Here is a 17,582-nt window from a genome sequence, read left to right as displayed (position 1 = left end):
CTTTTGACTACTGGCTATAGCTTTAAATATTATTCTATTGCAACAACAATAAACTCACTACGTCTGTTGGCTTGGTGTTCTGCTTCAGAACATGCCACGCCGTCGGCACAGCCGTTTATTAGTTGTGACTCTCCATATCCTTTGGCTGTTAGTCGTTCTTTAGCAATCCCTTTGGCTATTAACCAAGCACGCGTAGATTGGGCTCTTCTATCCGATAGGGCTTCATTGTAGCGGTTGGTTTGTCTGCTATCGGTATGCGAACGTATGTCTACTTTCATCTTTGGATTGTCATTCATCACTATCAAAATTTTCTCTAATTCAAATTCTGCATCTTTACGAATGTTGGATTTATCTAGATCAAAATAAATAATAGGTATGTTTAATGTTTTGGCTAAATCCGAACCAACTCCTACCATCTTAATGCGTTTGGATAATGCAATAGGCAAACTGCTTGCTCCGGTAGTTTTGGCAATAGTAATATTGGATTCATTGGTCTCGTAGGCTTCTTTCTCTGCTCTTACGTAATATTTTTTGTTACAAAAAACCTCAAAACCATACAATCCATTTGCATCGGTGGTGGTTTGTTCCAAGATGGCAAATTTTTCGTCAAATAGCATTACTTTTGATCCAACCAGGATTTCTTTGCTATCCAAATCCGTTATCACCCCACTTAAGGCTTGGTTACAGGCGAGTTTCTTTGTTTCTACAAATTTATAAATATCATCATAACCGTGCCCTCCGGATCTATTGGAGGTAAAAAAACCTTTACGGTTTTGGCTGTTGATTAAAAAAGAAAAATCGTCTGTATTGCTATTCACTGGCGCTCCTACGTTTTCTATGCTATTAAATCCCCCTTTTTTGTCTGCTGTGGCTACATAAATATCCAATCCTCCTAGCCCAGGTCTTCCGTCTGAGGCAAAATACAATTCTCCTTCTTGGGATATAAATGGAAAGGTTTCTCTACCCTCGGTGTTTATTCCAGATCCTAAATTCTCTGGGCTTGAGTAGCCTCCATTTTTTAAAATAGTTACTTTAAATAAATCCGATTGCCCTAGTGTGCCAGGCATGTCGGAGGCAAAGTATAGCGTTTGCTCGTCTACGCTTAATGCGGGATGGGCTACGCTATAATTGTCACTATTAAAAGGCAGTTCGGTTACATTGCTCCATTTGTCATCTACTAGATTGGCTTTGTATAGTTTTAATAAGGTGATGCGTTGGGCGTCTTTGCCTTTCTTTCCTTCTAAATAGTTGTTTCTGGTAAAATACATGGTCTTACCGTCTTTGGTAAAAACAGGGGTAGATTCATGAAATTTGGAGTTGATTGCTTTTTCAAAGCGTTTTGGTGCTCCTAGGTTTCCTTCTGCATCTATATCCGAAGCGTATAGGTTGGTGAAGGATTGGTTGGTCCATCTAAAGACTTTTTTGAAGGCTCCTCCGGTGTCTCTAGCAGAGGCAAAAACTAACTTATCGTCTACTATTGAGGCGCCATAATCGGAGTAGTTGGAATTGATTCCTGCATCTTCGATGGTGAAGCGTCCAGAATTGGCCTTGATTACAGAGAGGTAGTCTGGGTTTTCTTTAAACAGTTTGGCTCGTAGATCGTTCCCGGATTTGCTCTGAAACAATTCCAGCATTTTATCGGCTTTTTTATAATCGCCGGAGGCTTTCAATGCTTGGGAATATCGGTAACAATACTCTGCCTCTTGGTCTGGATTTAGTTTAAATAAGGCTTCGTACCACTGAGCGGCTTTGTTTAGATCTGCTGTAAAATAATAGGCGTTCCCTAATTTTTGAAACATTGCCTGGTCTTCGTAGCCTCGAGAGGCTAATTTCTCGTAGGTGGTAATGGCATCCACGTAAGCGTAGTTGTCATACTTCTTATCTGCTCTTGTGGTTTTGCTATTTTGTCCATAGCTTAGGTCTGTTAGGACTAATAGGAGCAAGCTGTATAGTATTGGTTTTGGTTTCATATGTAAGTAGTTTTAGAAAAATCTTGGGGAAATCATTTTATTGTATTTATTGAATAACTCGTATCGTAAGAAAATCTCATGGGATCCTGAGTTATAATTGGATAAACGTGTTGTTTCTAAATCATAGCCATAGCCTATAAACCAAGAGTCACTTGCTTGAAATCCTACTAAAGCGCTTAGTGCTGCGCTCCATCTATAAGCAAGGCCTAGGGTAACTTTTTCATTAAATAAAAAGTTTCCAGAAAGGTCTACTTGCAGCGGGGCACCTTGAACAATTTTTGTTAGTATTGCTGGCTTGAATTTTATGTTGCTACGCAAATCAAAGACATGTCCTGCTGTTATGTAGTAATGAATTCTTTCTCTGGCAATATGTGAAATTGCTCCTGTACCTGCATATTTATCAAAATGTTTGGTCTCTAATAAATTAGGTGCGGAGATTCCTAAATAATTTTTATCCGAATGCCAGTATAAACCAACTCCTACATTGGGTGAGAATTTGTTGTCTATGTTTTTCTCAAAGCTGTAGTCGTTTTTGTCATATTGGTGCAGCTTGTTAAAATCTACATTTAACAAATTTGCGGATCCTTTTATTCCAAAAGACAACTTATAGCTATCGGAGGTAGGTATGCTGTACGAAAAATCAACGGCGATGTTGCTCTCGTCTGAAGGTCCTATCCTGTCGTTTATAACCGAGAGCCCTAACCCTACATTGGTCCCGTTTATGGGAGTATGTAACGATGCCGTGTTGGTTACTGGTGCGCCATCCAAGCCTACCCATTGGGTACGGTGTAATGCAAAAATACTCATGGCTTGCCGCGATCCTGCATAGGCCGGATTTACCTGGATGGTATTGTACATATATTGGGTAAACTGAGAATCTTGCTGTGCATGAATCAATCCAGATAATAGCACTAAGAATAATATTAATTTCGCTCGCATATTTTCTTGTTTTTTATAGTATGGTTAATTATCTGTTTATATATAAATATCCTGATTTCTCCTGCAAAACGGATCCTCCATCTTTGTATCTCAAAATATAATAATAAGTACCTTCTGGTAATTCTTCGGATGTTTTTACAGTAACTCTTCCTTCAGATCTACCTCTAAAAGCTTTATCGGTATTATTATAGCCTTGCGCCTCAAATACCAATACGCCCCAACGGTTGTAGATCTCTACGCTATTGTCTACATAACATTCTAAACCACGTACTCTAAAGACTTTGTTGTCTCCATTTCCGTTTGGTGCAACTGCATTAAAGACTTCTATCTCACAGCCTTTTATACCCAGCACGGTAGCTTGATCTCCTAACTCACTAGAATCATCCGATAAATCGGTAACTACTACTGCATCTGGACTTGTTCCACTAACCAATGCTTGGTTAACAACCTTGCCTAAATTAATATCCGATTGCTGTAAACTGTATACCGCACTGTACGAGCTAGTGTTTACTTCTCCAGGATTTAAACTTGCAATAGGGTTACCAGATAAAACAAGACCTGCTAAATTATCTGTAACAAATACAGACGATAAAACCACATTACCCGTGTTCTTGATCTCAAAACTATAACGAACCGTCTCGCCTGCTTGAGCAAAACCATCGCCATTATTGTCTTCGAAAATAGCACGCTTGATCAATGAAATACTAGGAAGTTCTTGTACAATTATAGAAATAGTTGCTTGAGAACAATTAGCCGTATTTAATACTTCACAAATAGTATAACTTACTGTGTAATTACCCGCTGGAGTATTTGCGTCTATAAATAAACTTCCGTCGGAATTTACAGTCAATGGACCATTATTAACCGGAATTAATGTAATACTTAACGGGTTTAAAACACTATTATTTAGTAGATCATTACCCAAAACATTAATACCTGTATCTCCACCTAATACACCACTTATCGGGGTATTTACAATATCGTCAACCGCGATTAGTTTTCCAACTACTTCTACCGTTACCGTAGCACTGCTACAATTCGCTGGGCTTACCCCGCTCTCGCAAATCGTGTACGTTACTGGGTAACTTCCCGTTGGGGTATTGGCTGCGATGGTAACGTTTCCGTCTACATCGATTAAGATATTTCCTGTAGTAACTGGCGTCACATCGGTAGTTGCGCTTGTCACTGCTACGCCATTTAAGGTATCGCCCAAAAGTACGCTTCCTGCTGGAACGGCTGTGTTGCTTGATGCTAGTGGTACTAAAGGTGTTCCGAAGCTGTCGTCAACCGCGATTAGTTTTCCAACTACTTCTACCGTTACCGTAGCACTGCTACAATTCGCTGGGCTTACCCCACTCTCGCAAATCGTGTACGTTACTGGGTAGCTTCCCGTTGGGGTATTGGCTGCGATGGTAACGTTTCCGTCTACATCGATTAAGATATTTCCTGTAGTAACTGGCGTCACATCGGTAGTTGCGCTTGTCACTGCTACGCCATTTAAGGTATCGCCCAAAAGAACGCTTCCTGCTGGAACGGCTGTGTTGCTTGATGCTAGTGGTACTAAAGGTGTTCCGAAGCTGTCGTCAACCGCGATTAGTTTTCCAACTACTTCTACCGTTACCGTAGCACTGCTACAATTCGCTGGGCTTACCCCACTCTCGCAAATCGTGTACGTTACTGGGTAACTTCCCGTTGGGGTATTGGCTGCGATGGTAACGTTTCCGTCTACATCGATTAAGATATTTCCTGTAGTAACTGGCGTCACATCGGTAGTTGCGCTTGTCACTGCTACGCCATTTAAGGTATCGCCCAAAAGTACGCTTCCTGCTGGAACGGCTGTGTTGCTTGATGCTAGTGGTACTAAAGGTGTTCCGAAGCTGTCGTCAACCGCGATTAGTTTTCCAACTACTTCTACCGTTACCGTAGCACTGCTACAATTCGCTGGGCTTACCCCACTCTCGCAAATCGTGTACATTACTGGGTAACTTCCCGTTGGGGTATTGGCTGCGATGGTAACGTTTCCGTCTACATCGATTAAGATATTTCCTGTAGTAACTGGCGTCACATCGGTAGTTGCGCTTGTCACTGCTACGCCATTTAAGGTATCGCCCAAAAGTACGCTTCCTGCTGGAACGGCTGTGTTGCTTGATGCTAGTGGTACTAAAGGTGTTCCGAAGCTGTCGTCAACCGCGATTAGTTTTCCAACTACTTCTACCGTTACCGTAGCACTGCTACAATTCGCTGGGCTTACCCCACTCTCGCAAATCGTGTACGTTACTGGGTAACTTCCCGTTGGGGTATTGGCTGCGATGGTAACGTTTCCGTCTACATCGATTAAGATATTTCCTGTAGTAACTGGCGTCACATCGGTAGTTGCGCTTGTCACTGCTACGCCATTTAAGGTATCGCCCAAAAGTACGCTTCCTGCTGGAACGGCTGTGTTGCTTGATGCTAGTGGTACTAAAGGTGTTCCGAAGCTATCGTCAACCGCGATTAGTTTTCCAACTACTTCTACCGTTACCGTAGCACTGCTACAATTCGCTGGGCTTACCCCACTCTCGCAAATCGTGTACGTTACTGGGTAGCTTCCCGTTGGGGTATTGGCTGCGATGGTAACGTTTCCGTCTACATCGATTAAGATATTTCCTGTAGTAACTGGCGTCACATCGGTAGTTGCGCTTGTCACTGCTACGCCATTTAAGGTATCGCCCAAAAGAACGCTTCCTGCTGGAACGGCTGTGTTGCTTGATGCTAGTGGTACTAAAGGTGTTCCGAAGCTGTCGTCAACCGCGATTAGTTTTCCAACTACTTCTACCGTTACCGTAGCACTGCTACAATTCGCTGGGCTTACCCCACTCTCGCAAATCGTGTACGTTACTGGGTAACTTCCCGTTGGGGTATTGGCTGCGATGGTAACGTTTCCGTCTACATCAATTAAGATATTTCCTGTAGTAACTGGCGTCACATCGGTAGTTGCGCTTGTCACTGCTACGCCATTTAAGGTATCGCCCAAAAGTACGCTTCCTGCTGGAACAGCTGTGTTGCTTGATGCTAGTGGTACTAAAGGTGTTCCGAAGCTATCGTCAACCGCGATTAGTTTTCCAACTACTTCTACCGTTACCGTAGCACTGCTACAATTCGCTGGGCTTACCCCGCTCTCGCAAATCGTGTACGTTACTGGGTAACTTCCCGTTGGGGTATTGGCTGCGATGGTAACGTTTCCGTCTACATCGATTAAGATATTTCCTGTAGTAACTGGCGTCACATCGGTAGTTGCGCTTGTCACTGCTACGCCATTTAAGGTATCGCCCAAAAGTACGCTTCCTGCTGGAACAGCTGTGTTGCTTGATGCTAGTGGTACTAAAGGTGTTCCGAAGCTATCGTCAACCGCGATTAGTTTTCCAACTACTTCTACCGTTACCGTAGCACTGCTACAATTCGCTGGGCTTACCCCGCTCTCGCAAATCGTGTACGTTACTGGGTAACTTCCCGTTGGGGTATTGGCTGCGATGGTAACGTTTCCGTCTACATCAATTAAGATATTTCCTGTAGTAACTGGCGTCACATCGGTAGTTGCGCTTGTCACTGCTACGCCATTTAAGGTATCGCCCAAAAGTACGCTTCCTGCTGGAACGGCTGTGTTGCTTGATGCTAGTGGTACTAAAGGTGTTCCAAGGCTATCATCAACCGCGATTAGTTTTCCAACTACTGCTACCGTTACCGTAGCACTGCTACAATTCGCTGGGCTTACCCCACTCTCGCAAATCGTGTACGTTACTGGGTAACTTCCCGTTGGGGTATTGGCTGCGATGGTAACGTTTCCGTCTACATCGATTAAGATATTTCCTGTAGTAACTGGCGTCACATCGGTAGTTGCGCTTGTCACTGCTACGCCATTTAAGGTATCGCCCAAAAGTACGCTTCCTGCTGGAACAGCTGTGTTGCTTGATGCTAGTGGTACTAAAGGTGTTCCAAGGCTATCATCAACCGCGATTAGTTTTCCAACTACTTCTACCGTTACCGTAGCACTGCTACAATTCGCTGGGCTTACCCCGCTCTCGCAAATCGTGTACGTTACTGGGTAACTTCCCGTTGGGGTATTGGCTGCGATGGTAACGTTTCCGTCTACATCAATTAAGATATTTCCTGTAGTAACTGGCGTCACATCGGTAGTTGCGCTTGTCACTGCTACGCCATTTAAGGTATCGCCCAAAAGTACGCTTCCTGCTGGAACAGCTGTGTTGCTTGATGCTAGTGGTACTAAAGGTGTTCCGAAGCTATCGTCAACCGCGATTAGTTTTCCAACTACTTCTACCGTTACCGTAGCACTGCTACAATTCGCTGGGCTTACCCCGCTCTCGCAAATCGTGTACGTTACTGGGTAACTTCCCGTTGGGGTATTGGCTGCGATGGTAACGTTTCCGTCTACATCAATTAAGATATTTCCTGTAGTAACTGGCGTCACATCGGTAGTTGCGCTTGTCACTGCTACGCCATTTAAGGTATCGCCCAAAAGTACGCTTCCTGCTGGAACGGCTGTGTTGCTTGATGCTAGTGGTACTAAAGGTGTTCCAAGGCTATCATCAACCGCGATTAGTTTTCCAACTACTGCTACCGTTACCGTAGCACTGCTACAATTCGCTGGGCTTACCCCACTCTCGCAAATCGTGTACGTTACTGGGTAACTTCCCGTTGGGGTATTGGCTGCGATGGTAACGTTTCCGTCTACATCGATTAAGATATTTCCTGTAGTAACTGGCGTCACATCGGTAGTTGCGCTTGTCACTGCTACGCCATTTAAGGTATCGCCCAAAAGTACGCTTCCTGCTGGAACGGCTGTGTTGCTTGATGCTAGTGGTACTAAAGGTGTTCCGAAGCTGTCGTCAACCGCGATTAGTTTTCCAACTACTTCTACCGTTACCGTAGCACTGCTACAATTCGCTGGGCTTACCCCACTCTCGCAAATCGTGTACGTTACTGGGTAACTTCCCGTTGGGGTATTGGCTGCGATGGTAACGTTTCCGTCTACATCGATTAAGATATTTCCTGTAGTAACTGGCGTCACATCGGTAGTTGCGCTTGTCACTGCTACGCCATTTAAGGTATCGCCCAAAAGTACGCTTCCTGCTGGAACGGCTGTGTTGCTTGATGCTAGTGGTACTAAAGGTGTTCCGAGGCTATCATCAACCGCGATTAGTTTTCCAACTACTTCTACCGTTACCGTAGCACTGCTACAATTCGCTGGGCTTACCCCGCTCTCGCAAATCGTGTACGTTACTGGGTAACTTCCCGTTGGGGTATTGGCTGCGATGGTAACGTTTCCGTCTACATCGATTAAGATATTTCCTGTAGTAACTGGCGTCACATCGGTAGTTGCGCTTGTCACTGCTACGCCATTTAAGGTATCGCCCAAAAGTACGCTTCCTGCTGGAACAGCTGTGTTGCTTGATGCTAGTGGTACTAAAGGTGTTCCGAAGCTATCGTCAACCGCGATTAGTTTTCCAACTACTTCTACCGTTACCGTAGCACTGCTACAATTCGCTGGGCTTACCCCGCTCTCGCAAATCGTGTACGTTACTGGGTAACTTCCCGTTGGGGTATTGGCTGCGATGGTAACGTTTCCGTCTACATCAATTAAGATATTTCCTGTAGTAACTGGCGTCACATCGGTAGTTGCGCTTGTCACTGCTACGCCATTTAAGGTATCGCCCAAAAGTACGCTTCCTGCTGGAACGGCTGTGTTGCTTGATGCTAGTGGTACTAAAGGTGTTCCAAGGCTATCATCAACCGCGATTAGTTTTCCAACTACTGCTACCGTTACCGTAGCACTGCTACAATTCGCTGGGCTTACCCCACTCTCGCAAATCGTGTACGTTACTGGGTAACTTCCCGTTGGGGTATTGGCTGCGATGGTAACGTTTCCGTCTACATCGATTAAGATATTTCCTGTAGTAACTGGCGTCACATCGGTAGTTGCGCTTGTCACTGCTACGCCATTTAAGGTATCGCCCAAAAGTACGCTTCCTGCTGGAACGGCTGTGTTGCTTGATGCTAGTGGTACTAAAGGTGTTCCGAAGCTGTCGTCAACCGCGATTAGTTTTCCAACTACTTCTACCGTTACCGTAGCACTGCTACAATTCGCTGGGCTTACCCCACTCTCGCAAATCGTGTACGTTACTGGGTAACTTCCCGTTGGGGTATTGGCTGCGATGGTAACGTTTCCGTCTACATCGATTAAGATATTTCCTGTAGTAACTGGCGTCACATCGGTAGTTGCGCTTGTCACTGCTACGCCATTTAAGGTATCGCCCAAAAGAACGCTTCCTGCTGGAACAGCTGTATTGCTTGATGCTAGTGGTACTAAAGGTGTTCCGAAGCTGTCGTCAACCGCGATTAGTTTTCCAACTACTTCTACCGTTACCGTAGCACTGCTACAATTCGCTGGGCTTACCCCACTCTCGCAAATCGTGTACGTTACTGGGTAACTTCCCGTTGGGGTATTGGCTGCGATGGTAACGTTTCCGTCTACATCGATTAAGATATTTCCTGTAGTAACTGGCGTCACATCGGTAGTTGCGCTTGTCACTGCTACGCCATTTAAGGTATCGCCCAAAAGTACGCTTCCTGCTGGAACGGCTGTGTTGCTTGATGCTAGTGGTACTAAAGGTGTTCCGAAGCTGTCGTCAACCGCGATTAGTTTTCCAACTACTTCTACCGTTACCGTAGCACTGCTACAATTCGCTGGGCTTACCCCACTCTCGCAAATCGTGTACATTACTGGGTAACTTCCCGTTGGGGTATTGGCTGCGATGGTAACGTTTCCGTCTACATCGATTAAGATATTTCCTGTAGTAACTGGCGTCACATCGGTAGTTGCGCTTGTCACTGCTACGCCATTTAAGGTATCGCCCAAAAGTACGCTTCCTGCTGGAACGGCTGTGTTGCTTGATGCTAGTGGTACTAAAGGTGTTCCGAAGCTGTCGTCAACCGCGATTAGTTTTCCAACTACTTCTACCGTTACCGTAGCACTGCTACAATTCGCTGGGCTTACCCCGCTCTCGCAAATCGTGTACGTTACTGGGTAACTTCCCGTTGGGGTATTGGCTGCGATGGTAACGTTTCCGTCTACATCGATTAAGATATTTCCTGTAGTAACTGGCGTCACATCGGTAGTTGCGCTTGTCACTGCTACGCCATTTAAGGTATCGCCCAAAAGTACGCTTCCTGCTGGAACGGCTGTGTTGCTTGATGCTAGTGGTACTAAAGGTGTTCCGAAGCTGTCGTCAACCGCGATTAGTTTTCCAACTACTTCTACCGTTACCGTAGCACTGCTACAATTCGCTGGGCTTACCCCACTCTCGCAAATCGTGTACGTTACTGGGTAACTTCCCGTTGGGGTATTGGCTGCGATGGTAACGTTTCCGTCTACATCGATTAAGATATTTCCTGTAGTAACTGGCGTCACATCGGTAGTTGCGCTTGTCACTGCTACGCCATTTAAGGTATCGCCCAAAAGAACGCTTCCTGCTGGAACAGCTGTATTGCTTGATGCTAGTGGTACTAAAGGTGTTCCGAAGCTGTCGTCAACCGCGATTAGTTTTCCAACTACTTCTACCGTTACCGTAGCACTGCTACAATTCGCTGGGCTTACCCCACTCTCGCAAATCGTGTACGTTACTGGGTAACTTCCCGTTGGGGTATTGGCTGCGATGGTAACGTTTCCGTCTACATCGATTAAGATATTTCCTGTAGTAACTGGCGTCACATCGGTAGTTGCGCTTGTCACTGCTACGCCATTTAAGGTATCGCCCAAAAGAACGCTTCCTGCTGGAACGGCTGTGTTGCTTGATGCTAGTGGTACTAAAGGTGTTCCGAAGCTATCGTCAACCGCGATTAGTTTTCCAACTACTTCTACCGTTACCGTAGCACTGCTACAATTCGCTGGGCTTACCCCGCTCTCGCAAATCGTGTACATTACTGGGTAACTTCCCGTTGGGGTATTGGCTGCGATGGTAACGTTTCCGTCTACATCGATTAAGATATTTCCTGTAGTAACTGGCGTCACATCGGTAGTTGCGCTTGTCACTGCTACGCCATTTAAGGTATCGCCCAAAAGTACGCTTCCTGCTGGAACAGCTGTGTTGCTTGATGCTAGTGGTACTAAAGGTGTTCCGAAGCTGTCGTCAACCGCAATTAGTTTTCCAACTACTTCTACCGTTACCGTAGCACTGCTACAATTCGCTGGGCTTACCCCGCTCTCGCAAATCGTGTACGTTACTGGGTAACTTCCCGTTGGGGTATTGGCTGCGATGGTAACGTTTCCGTCTACATCGATTAAGATATTTCCTGTAGTAACTGGCGTCACATCGGTAGTTGCGCTTGTCACTGCTACGCCATTTAAGGTATCGCCCAAAAGTACGCTTCCTGCTGGAACGGCTGTGTTGCTTGATGCTAGTGGTACTAAAGGTGTTCCGAAGCTGTCGTCAACCGCAATTAGTTTTCCAACTACTGCTACCGTTACCGTAGCACTGCTACAATTCGCTGGGCTTACCCCGCTCTCGCAAATCGTGTACGTTACTGGGTAACTTCCCGTTGGGGTATTGGCTGCGATGGTAACGTTTCCGTCTACATCGATTAAGATATTTCCTGTAGTAACTGGCGTCACATCGGTAGTTGCGCTTGTCACTGCTACGCCATTTAAGGTATCGCCCAAAAGTACGCTTCCTGCTGGAACAGCTGTGTTGCTTGATGCTAGTGGTACTAAAGGTGTTCCGAAGCTGTCGTCAACCGCAATTAGTTTTCCAACTACTTCTACCGTTACCGTAGCACTGCTACAATTCGCTGGGCTAACCCCACTCTCGCAAATCGTGTACGTTACTGGGTAACTTCCCGTTGGGGTATTGGCTGCGATGGTAACGTTTCCGTCTACATCGATTAAGATATTTCCTGTAGTAACTGGCGTCACATCGGTAGTTGCGCTTGTCACTGCTACGCCATTTAAGGTATCGCCCAAAAGTACGCTTCCTGCTGGAACGGCTGTGTTGCTTGATGCTAGTGGTACTAAAGGTGTTCCGAAGCTGTCGTCAACCGCAATTAGTTTTCCAACTACTTCTACCGTTACCGTAGCACTGCTACAATTCGCTGGGCTTACCCCGCTCTCGCAAATCGTGTACGTTACTGGGTAACTTCCCGTTGGGGTATTGGCTGCGATGGTAACGTTTCCGTCTACATCGATTAAGATATTTCCTGTAGTAACTGGCGTCACATCGGTAGTTGCGCTTGTCACTGCTACGCCATTTAAGGTATCGCCCAAAAGTACGCTTCCTGCTGGAACAGCTGTGTTGCTTGATGCTAGTGGTACTAAAGGTGTTCCGAAGCTGTCGTCAACCGCAATTAGTTTTCCAACTACTTCTACCGTTACCGTAGCACTGCTACAATTCGCTGGGCTTACCCCGCTCTCGCAAATCGTGTACGTTACTGGGTAACTTCCCGTTGGGGTATTGGCTGCGATGGTAACGTTTCCGTCTACATCAATTAAGATATTTCCTGTAGTAACTGGCGTCACATCGGTAGTTGCGCTTGTCACTGCTACGCCATTTAAGGTATCGCCCAAAAGTACGCTTCCTGCTGGAACAGCTGTGTTGCTTGATGCTAGTGGTACTAAAGGTGTTCCGAAGCTGTCGTCAACCGCAATTAGTTTTCCAACTACTTCTACCGTTACCGTAGCACTGCTACAATTCGCTGGGCTTACCCCACTCTCGCAAATCGTGTACGTTACTGGGTAGCTTCCCGTTGGGGTATTGGCTGCGATGGTAACGTTTCCGTCTACATCAATTAAGATATTTCCTGTAGTAACTGGCGTCACATCGGTAGTTGCGCTTGTCACTGCTACGCCATTTAAGGTATCGCCCAAAAGTACGCTTCCTGCTGGAACGGCTGTGTTGCTTGATGCTAGTGGTACTAAAGGTGTTCCAAGGCTATCGTCAACCGCAATTAGTTTTCCAACTACTTCTACCGTTACCGTAGCACTGCTACAATTCGCTGGGCTTACCCCGCTCTCGCAAATCGTGTACGTTACTGGGTAACTTCCCGTTGGGGTATTGGCTGCGATGGTAACGTTTCCGTCTACATCAATTAAGATATTTCCTGTAGTAACTGGCGTCACATCGGTAGTTGCGCTTGTCACTGCTACGCCATTTAAGGTATCGCCCAAAAGTACGCTTCCTGCTGGAACGGCTGTGTTGCTTGATGCTAGTGGTACTAAAGGTGTTCCGAAGCTGTCGTCAACCGCAATTAGTTTTCCAACTACTTCTACCGTTACCGTAGCACTGCTACAATTCGCTGGGCTTACCCCACTCTCGCAAATCGTGTACGTTACTGGGTAGCTTCCCGTTGGGGTATTGGCTGCGATGGTAACGTTTCCGTCTACATCGATTAAGATATTTCCTGTAGTAACTGGCGTCACATCGGTAGTTGCGCTTGTCACTGCTACGCCATTTAAGGTATCACCCAAAAGAACGCTTCCTGCTGGAACGGCTGTGTTGCTTGATGCTAGTGGTACTAAAGGTGTTCCAAGGCTATCGTCAACCGCAATTAGTTTTCCAACTACTTCTACCGTTACCGTAGCACTGCTACAATTCGCTGGGCTTACCCCACTCTCGCAAATCGTGTACGTTACTGGGTAGCTTCCCGTTGGGGTATTGGCTGCGATGGTAACGTTTCCGTCTACATCAATTAAGATATTTCCTGTAGTAACTGGCGTCACATCGGTAGTTGCGCTTGTCACTGCTACGCCATTTAAGGTATCGCCCAAAAGTACGCTTCCTGCTGGAACAGCTGTGTTGCTTGATGCTAGTGGTACTAAAGGTGTTCCGAAGCTGTCGTCAACCGCGATTAGTTTTCCAACTACTTCTACCGTTACCGTAGCACTGCTACAATTCGCTGGGCTTACCCCACTCTCGCAAATCGTGTACGTTACTGGGTAGCTTCCCGTTGGGGTATTGGCTGCGATGGTAACGTTTCCGTCTACATCGATTAAGATATTTCCTGTAGTAACTGGCGTCACATCGGTAGTTGCGCTTGTCACTGCTACGCCATTTAAGGTATCACCCAAAAGAACGCTTCCTGCTGGAACAGCTGTGTTGCTTGATGCTAGTGGTACTAAAGGTGTTCCGAAGCTGTCGTCAACCGCAATTAGTTTTCCAACTACTGCTACCGTTACCGTAGCACTGCTACAATTCGCTGGGCTAACCCCGCTCTCGCAAATCGTGTACGTTACTGGGTAGCTTCCCGTTGGGGTATTGGCTGCGATGGTAACGTTTCCGTCTACATCGATTAAGATATTTCCTGTAGTAACTGGCGTCACATCGGTAGTTGCGCTTGTCACTGCTACGCCATTTAAGGTATCACCCAAAAGAACGCTTCCTGCTGGAACAGCTGTGTTGCTTGATGCTAGTGGTACTAAAGGTGTTCCAAGGCTATCGTCAACCGCGATTAGTTTTCCAACTACTTCTACCGTTACCGTAGCACTGCTACAATTCGCTGGGCTAACCCCGCTCTCGCAAATCGTGTACATTACTGGGTAACTTCCCGTTGGGGTATTGGCTGCGATGGTAACGTTTCCGTCTACATCGATTAAGATATTTCCTGTAGTAACTGGCGTCACATCGGTAGTTGCGCTTGTCACTGCTACGCCATTTAAGGTATCACCCAAAAGAACGCTTCCTGCTGGAACAGCTGTGTTGCTTGATGCTAGTGGTACTAAAGGTGTTCCGAAGCTGTCGTCAACCGCAATTAGTTTTCCAACTACTGCTACCGTTACCGTAGCACTGCTACAATTCGCTGGGCTTACCCCGCTCTCGCAAATCGTGTACGTTACTGGGTAACTTCCCGTTGGGGTATTGGCTGCGATGGTAACGTTTCCGTCTACATCGATTAAGATATTTCCTGTAGTAACTGGCGTCACATCGGTAGTTGCGCTTGTCACTGCTACGCCATTTAAGGTATCGCCCAAAAGTACGCTTCCTGCTGGAACGGCTGTGTTGCTTGATGCTAGTGGTACTAAAGGTGTTCCGAAGCTGTCGTCAACCGCAATTAGTTTTCCAACTACTTCTACCGTTACCGTAGCACTGCTACAATTCGCTGGGCTTACCCCACTCTCGCAAATCGTGTACGTTACTGGGTAACTTCCCGTTGGGGTATTGGCTGCGATGGTAACGTTTCCGTCTACATCGATTAAGATATTTCCTGTAGTAACTGGCGTCACATCGGTAGTTGCGCTTGTCACTGCTACGCCATTTAAGGTATCGCCCAAAAGTACGCTTCCTGCTGGAACGGCTGTGTTGCTTGATGCTAGTGGTACTAAAGGTGTTCCGAAGCTGTCGTCAACCGCGATTAATACATTTATCGGAACAGGCGTTACCGTAGAGGTATTATTTCCAGGCGTTGGGTCGGATTCGCTGGCAGTAATATTTGCAATATTAGCGTAGCTACCTGTTGCTTTTACCAACGCAGTAACAGTTAAGGTTTGAGAAGCACCAGTAGCCAAGTTACCTACTGCCCAAACTCCTGTAGCACTATTATAAGTACCTGTACTTACTGTGGAACTTACATAAGTATATCCTGATGGCAACAAATCATTAACAACCACAGAGGTTGCAGCACTCGGTCCTGCATTACTAGCAACAATCGTAAAAACAACATTGTTACCAACATCTGGCGTAGCATTGTTTACCGTCTTAACAACTGAAATATTGGATTTTGGAACCGGAACAGGCGTTACCGTAGAAGTATTATTTCCAGGCGTTGGATCGGATTCGCTGGCAGTAATATTTGCAATATTAGCGTAGCTTCCTGTTGCTTTTACCAACGCAGTAACAGTTAAGGTTTGAGAAGCACCAGTAGCCAAGTTACCTACTGCCCAAACTCCTGTAGCACTATTATAAGTACCTGTACTTACTGTGGAACTTACATAAGTATATCCTGATGGCAACAAATCATTAACAACCACAGAGGTTGCAGCACTCGGTCCTGCATTACTAGCAACAATCGTAAAAACAACATTGTTACCAACATCTGGCGTAGCATTGTTTACCGTCTTAACAACTGAAATATTGGATTTTGGAACCGGAACAGGCGTTACCGTAGAAGTATTATTTCCAGGCGTTGGATCGGAATCAGGACTAGTTATTGTTGCTGTATTAGTATAAGAACCTGTAGCTTTTACCGTGGCAACTATGCTCAAAGTTGCATTTGAGCCACTAGCTAAAGTTCCAACTGACCAAACTCCAGTGCCACTGGCATAACTTCCTGCAGAAGGTGTTGCACTTACAAAAGTATAGCCTGAAGGTAATAAATCATTAACAACTATTCCAGATCCTAAACTAGGCCCTGAATTTGAAGCCGTTAGATTGAAAGTAACATTATCCCCTACATTGGGAGAGGAATTAGATACTGTTTTCACAATAGCAAGATCCGTTAAAGACAAACCTTTTAATTGGTCTATAAATACTCCAGAGTCATAAGTAGAATCTCCTGAGTCAGCAATTACAATTTTAAAGGCATACGTACCGCCAGGCACAAGGTTAAGAATTGATGATTTTATTAATTTAGTAATCCCGTTAAATTCTACATGTATAGGGGACGGGCCAGGGTTTGTATTTGTATTGAAAGCTCCTCCAGTCATAGCTGTAGTATGTCCATTATTTATATACAAGCCAGATTGTGACCCATCGAAACTTGCAATAGGTGGATTTCCTGAAGCACCTGGAAAACCAGCATTAACTTTATTTATTGAAGTTGCATTACCATTTGGCAAAACAGCAAGGTTTTTATTTCCAACAATTCCTGGTCCAGAGATAAAAAACCCAAAAGCATCATTATAGCTACTTCCTACATAGTCTGGATACTCCTCTGAACCAAATTGATAAATCACTTCCAGTCCATAGATAGACGGACCTAAAGTAACCGTAAAAACATAAGACACTAGATCATTTGTAGCGCCTGGATCAATTGAAGAAAGATCCACATCTGTAGGATTTACTCCTCCAGTAGGATTATCGTAACTCGAAGTCGTAGCTGTATTTTTGCTAGTAAGCTCAAAAGATGCTCTTCCGGTAGAAAAATATCCCCCATCAAAAATCTGCAACCCTGCACCAACAATACCATTAGTAAAAGCAGCAACCTGGTTCGCTCTAATACTGGTTTCAGTAGCTCCTCCAGTTAGAACACCTCCGGTTAGAGTTATGCCTGGCCCTGACATTACTGCGTTTAACTGCGCATTAGAAGGGTTTGAGGTAAATGAAACCTGCGCATTTAAGTCCGCATAATTAAAAATAAAACCTATACAAAATAGTTTTATTATAGTTGATAGTAATTTTATTTTCATGACACTTACGATTTAATGATTTATTATAAATTTATTATAAAAATAAGTTGTTTCCTACTTCTTAACAGCAAAACCCAATAATGCGTTATTCTATATCCTCTAAAAAAACAGCAATCTAAACATTACACTAATATAATTTGCAATCAAAACAACTACAATATAGAAAGAAATGAATTTTTAAAAAAAATTACCCAGAGATTTTTATTGCAAATTAAACAAGCATTTAACTATTTGAGTAATAGATATAATACAAATCTAATTAAAATCAAGTAATAACCTATTAAAAA

3 protein-coding genes are annotated in these 17,582 nt (G+C 45.0%); all 3 read right to left on the bottom strand.

From position 1 onward, the window contains the following. Positions 1–29: 29 nt before the first annotated feature. Genes LB076_RS04545 through LB076_RS04535 form a run of 3 tightly spaced genes read right to left on the bottom strand, consistent with a single transcriptional unit; the run spans position 30 to position 17,295 of the window. Positions 30–1,970 carry an OmpA family protein gene (locus tag LB076_RS04545; RefSeq protein ID WP_066333460.1) on the bottom strand — a complete coding sequence of 647 codons (1,941 nt, stop codon included), beginning with the start codon at positions 1,968–1,970 and terminating at the stop codon, positions 30–32. Positions 1,971–1,982: 12 nt separating this feature from the next. After that, a complete protein-coding gene (locus tag LB076_RS04540; RefSeq protein WP_066333456.1) occupies positions 1,983–2,909 on the bottom strand; it encodes a PorP/SprF family type IX secretion system membrane protein in 927 nt (308 codons plus the stop codon). 28 nt (positions 2,910–2,937) lie between these two features. After that, a complete protein-coding gene (locus LB076_RS04535) occupies positions 2,938–17,295 on the bottom strand; it encodes a choice-of-anchor L domain-containing protein (protein WP_070786671.1) in 14,358 nt (4,785 codons plus the stop codon). Positions 17,296–17,582: the final 287 nt, after the last annotated feature.

This window comes from Flavobacterium crassostreae (genome assembly GCF_001831475.1).
Lineage (GTDB): Bacteria > Bacteroidota > Bacteroidia > Flavobacteriales > Flavobacteriaceae > Flavobacterium > Flavobacterium crassostreae.
Note: the sequence above shows the minus strand (reverse complement) of the source record. Positions and strands in the feature narration are given on the sequence as shown.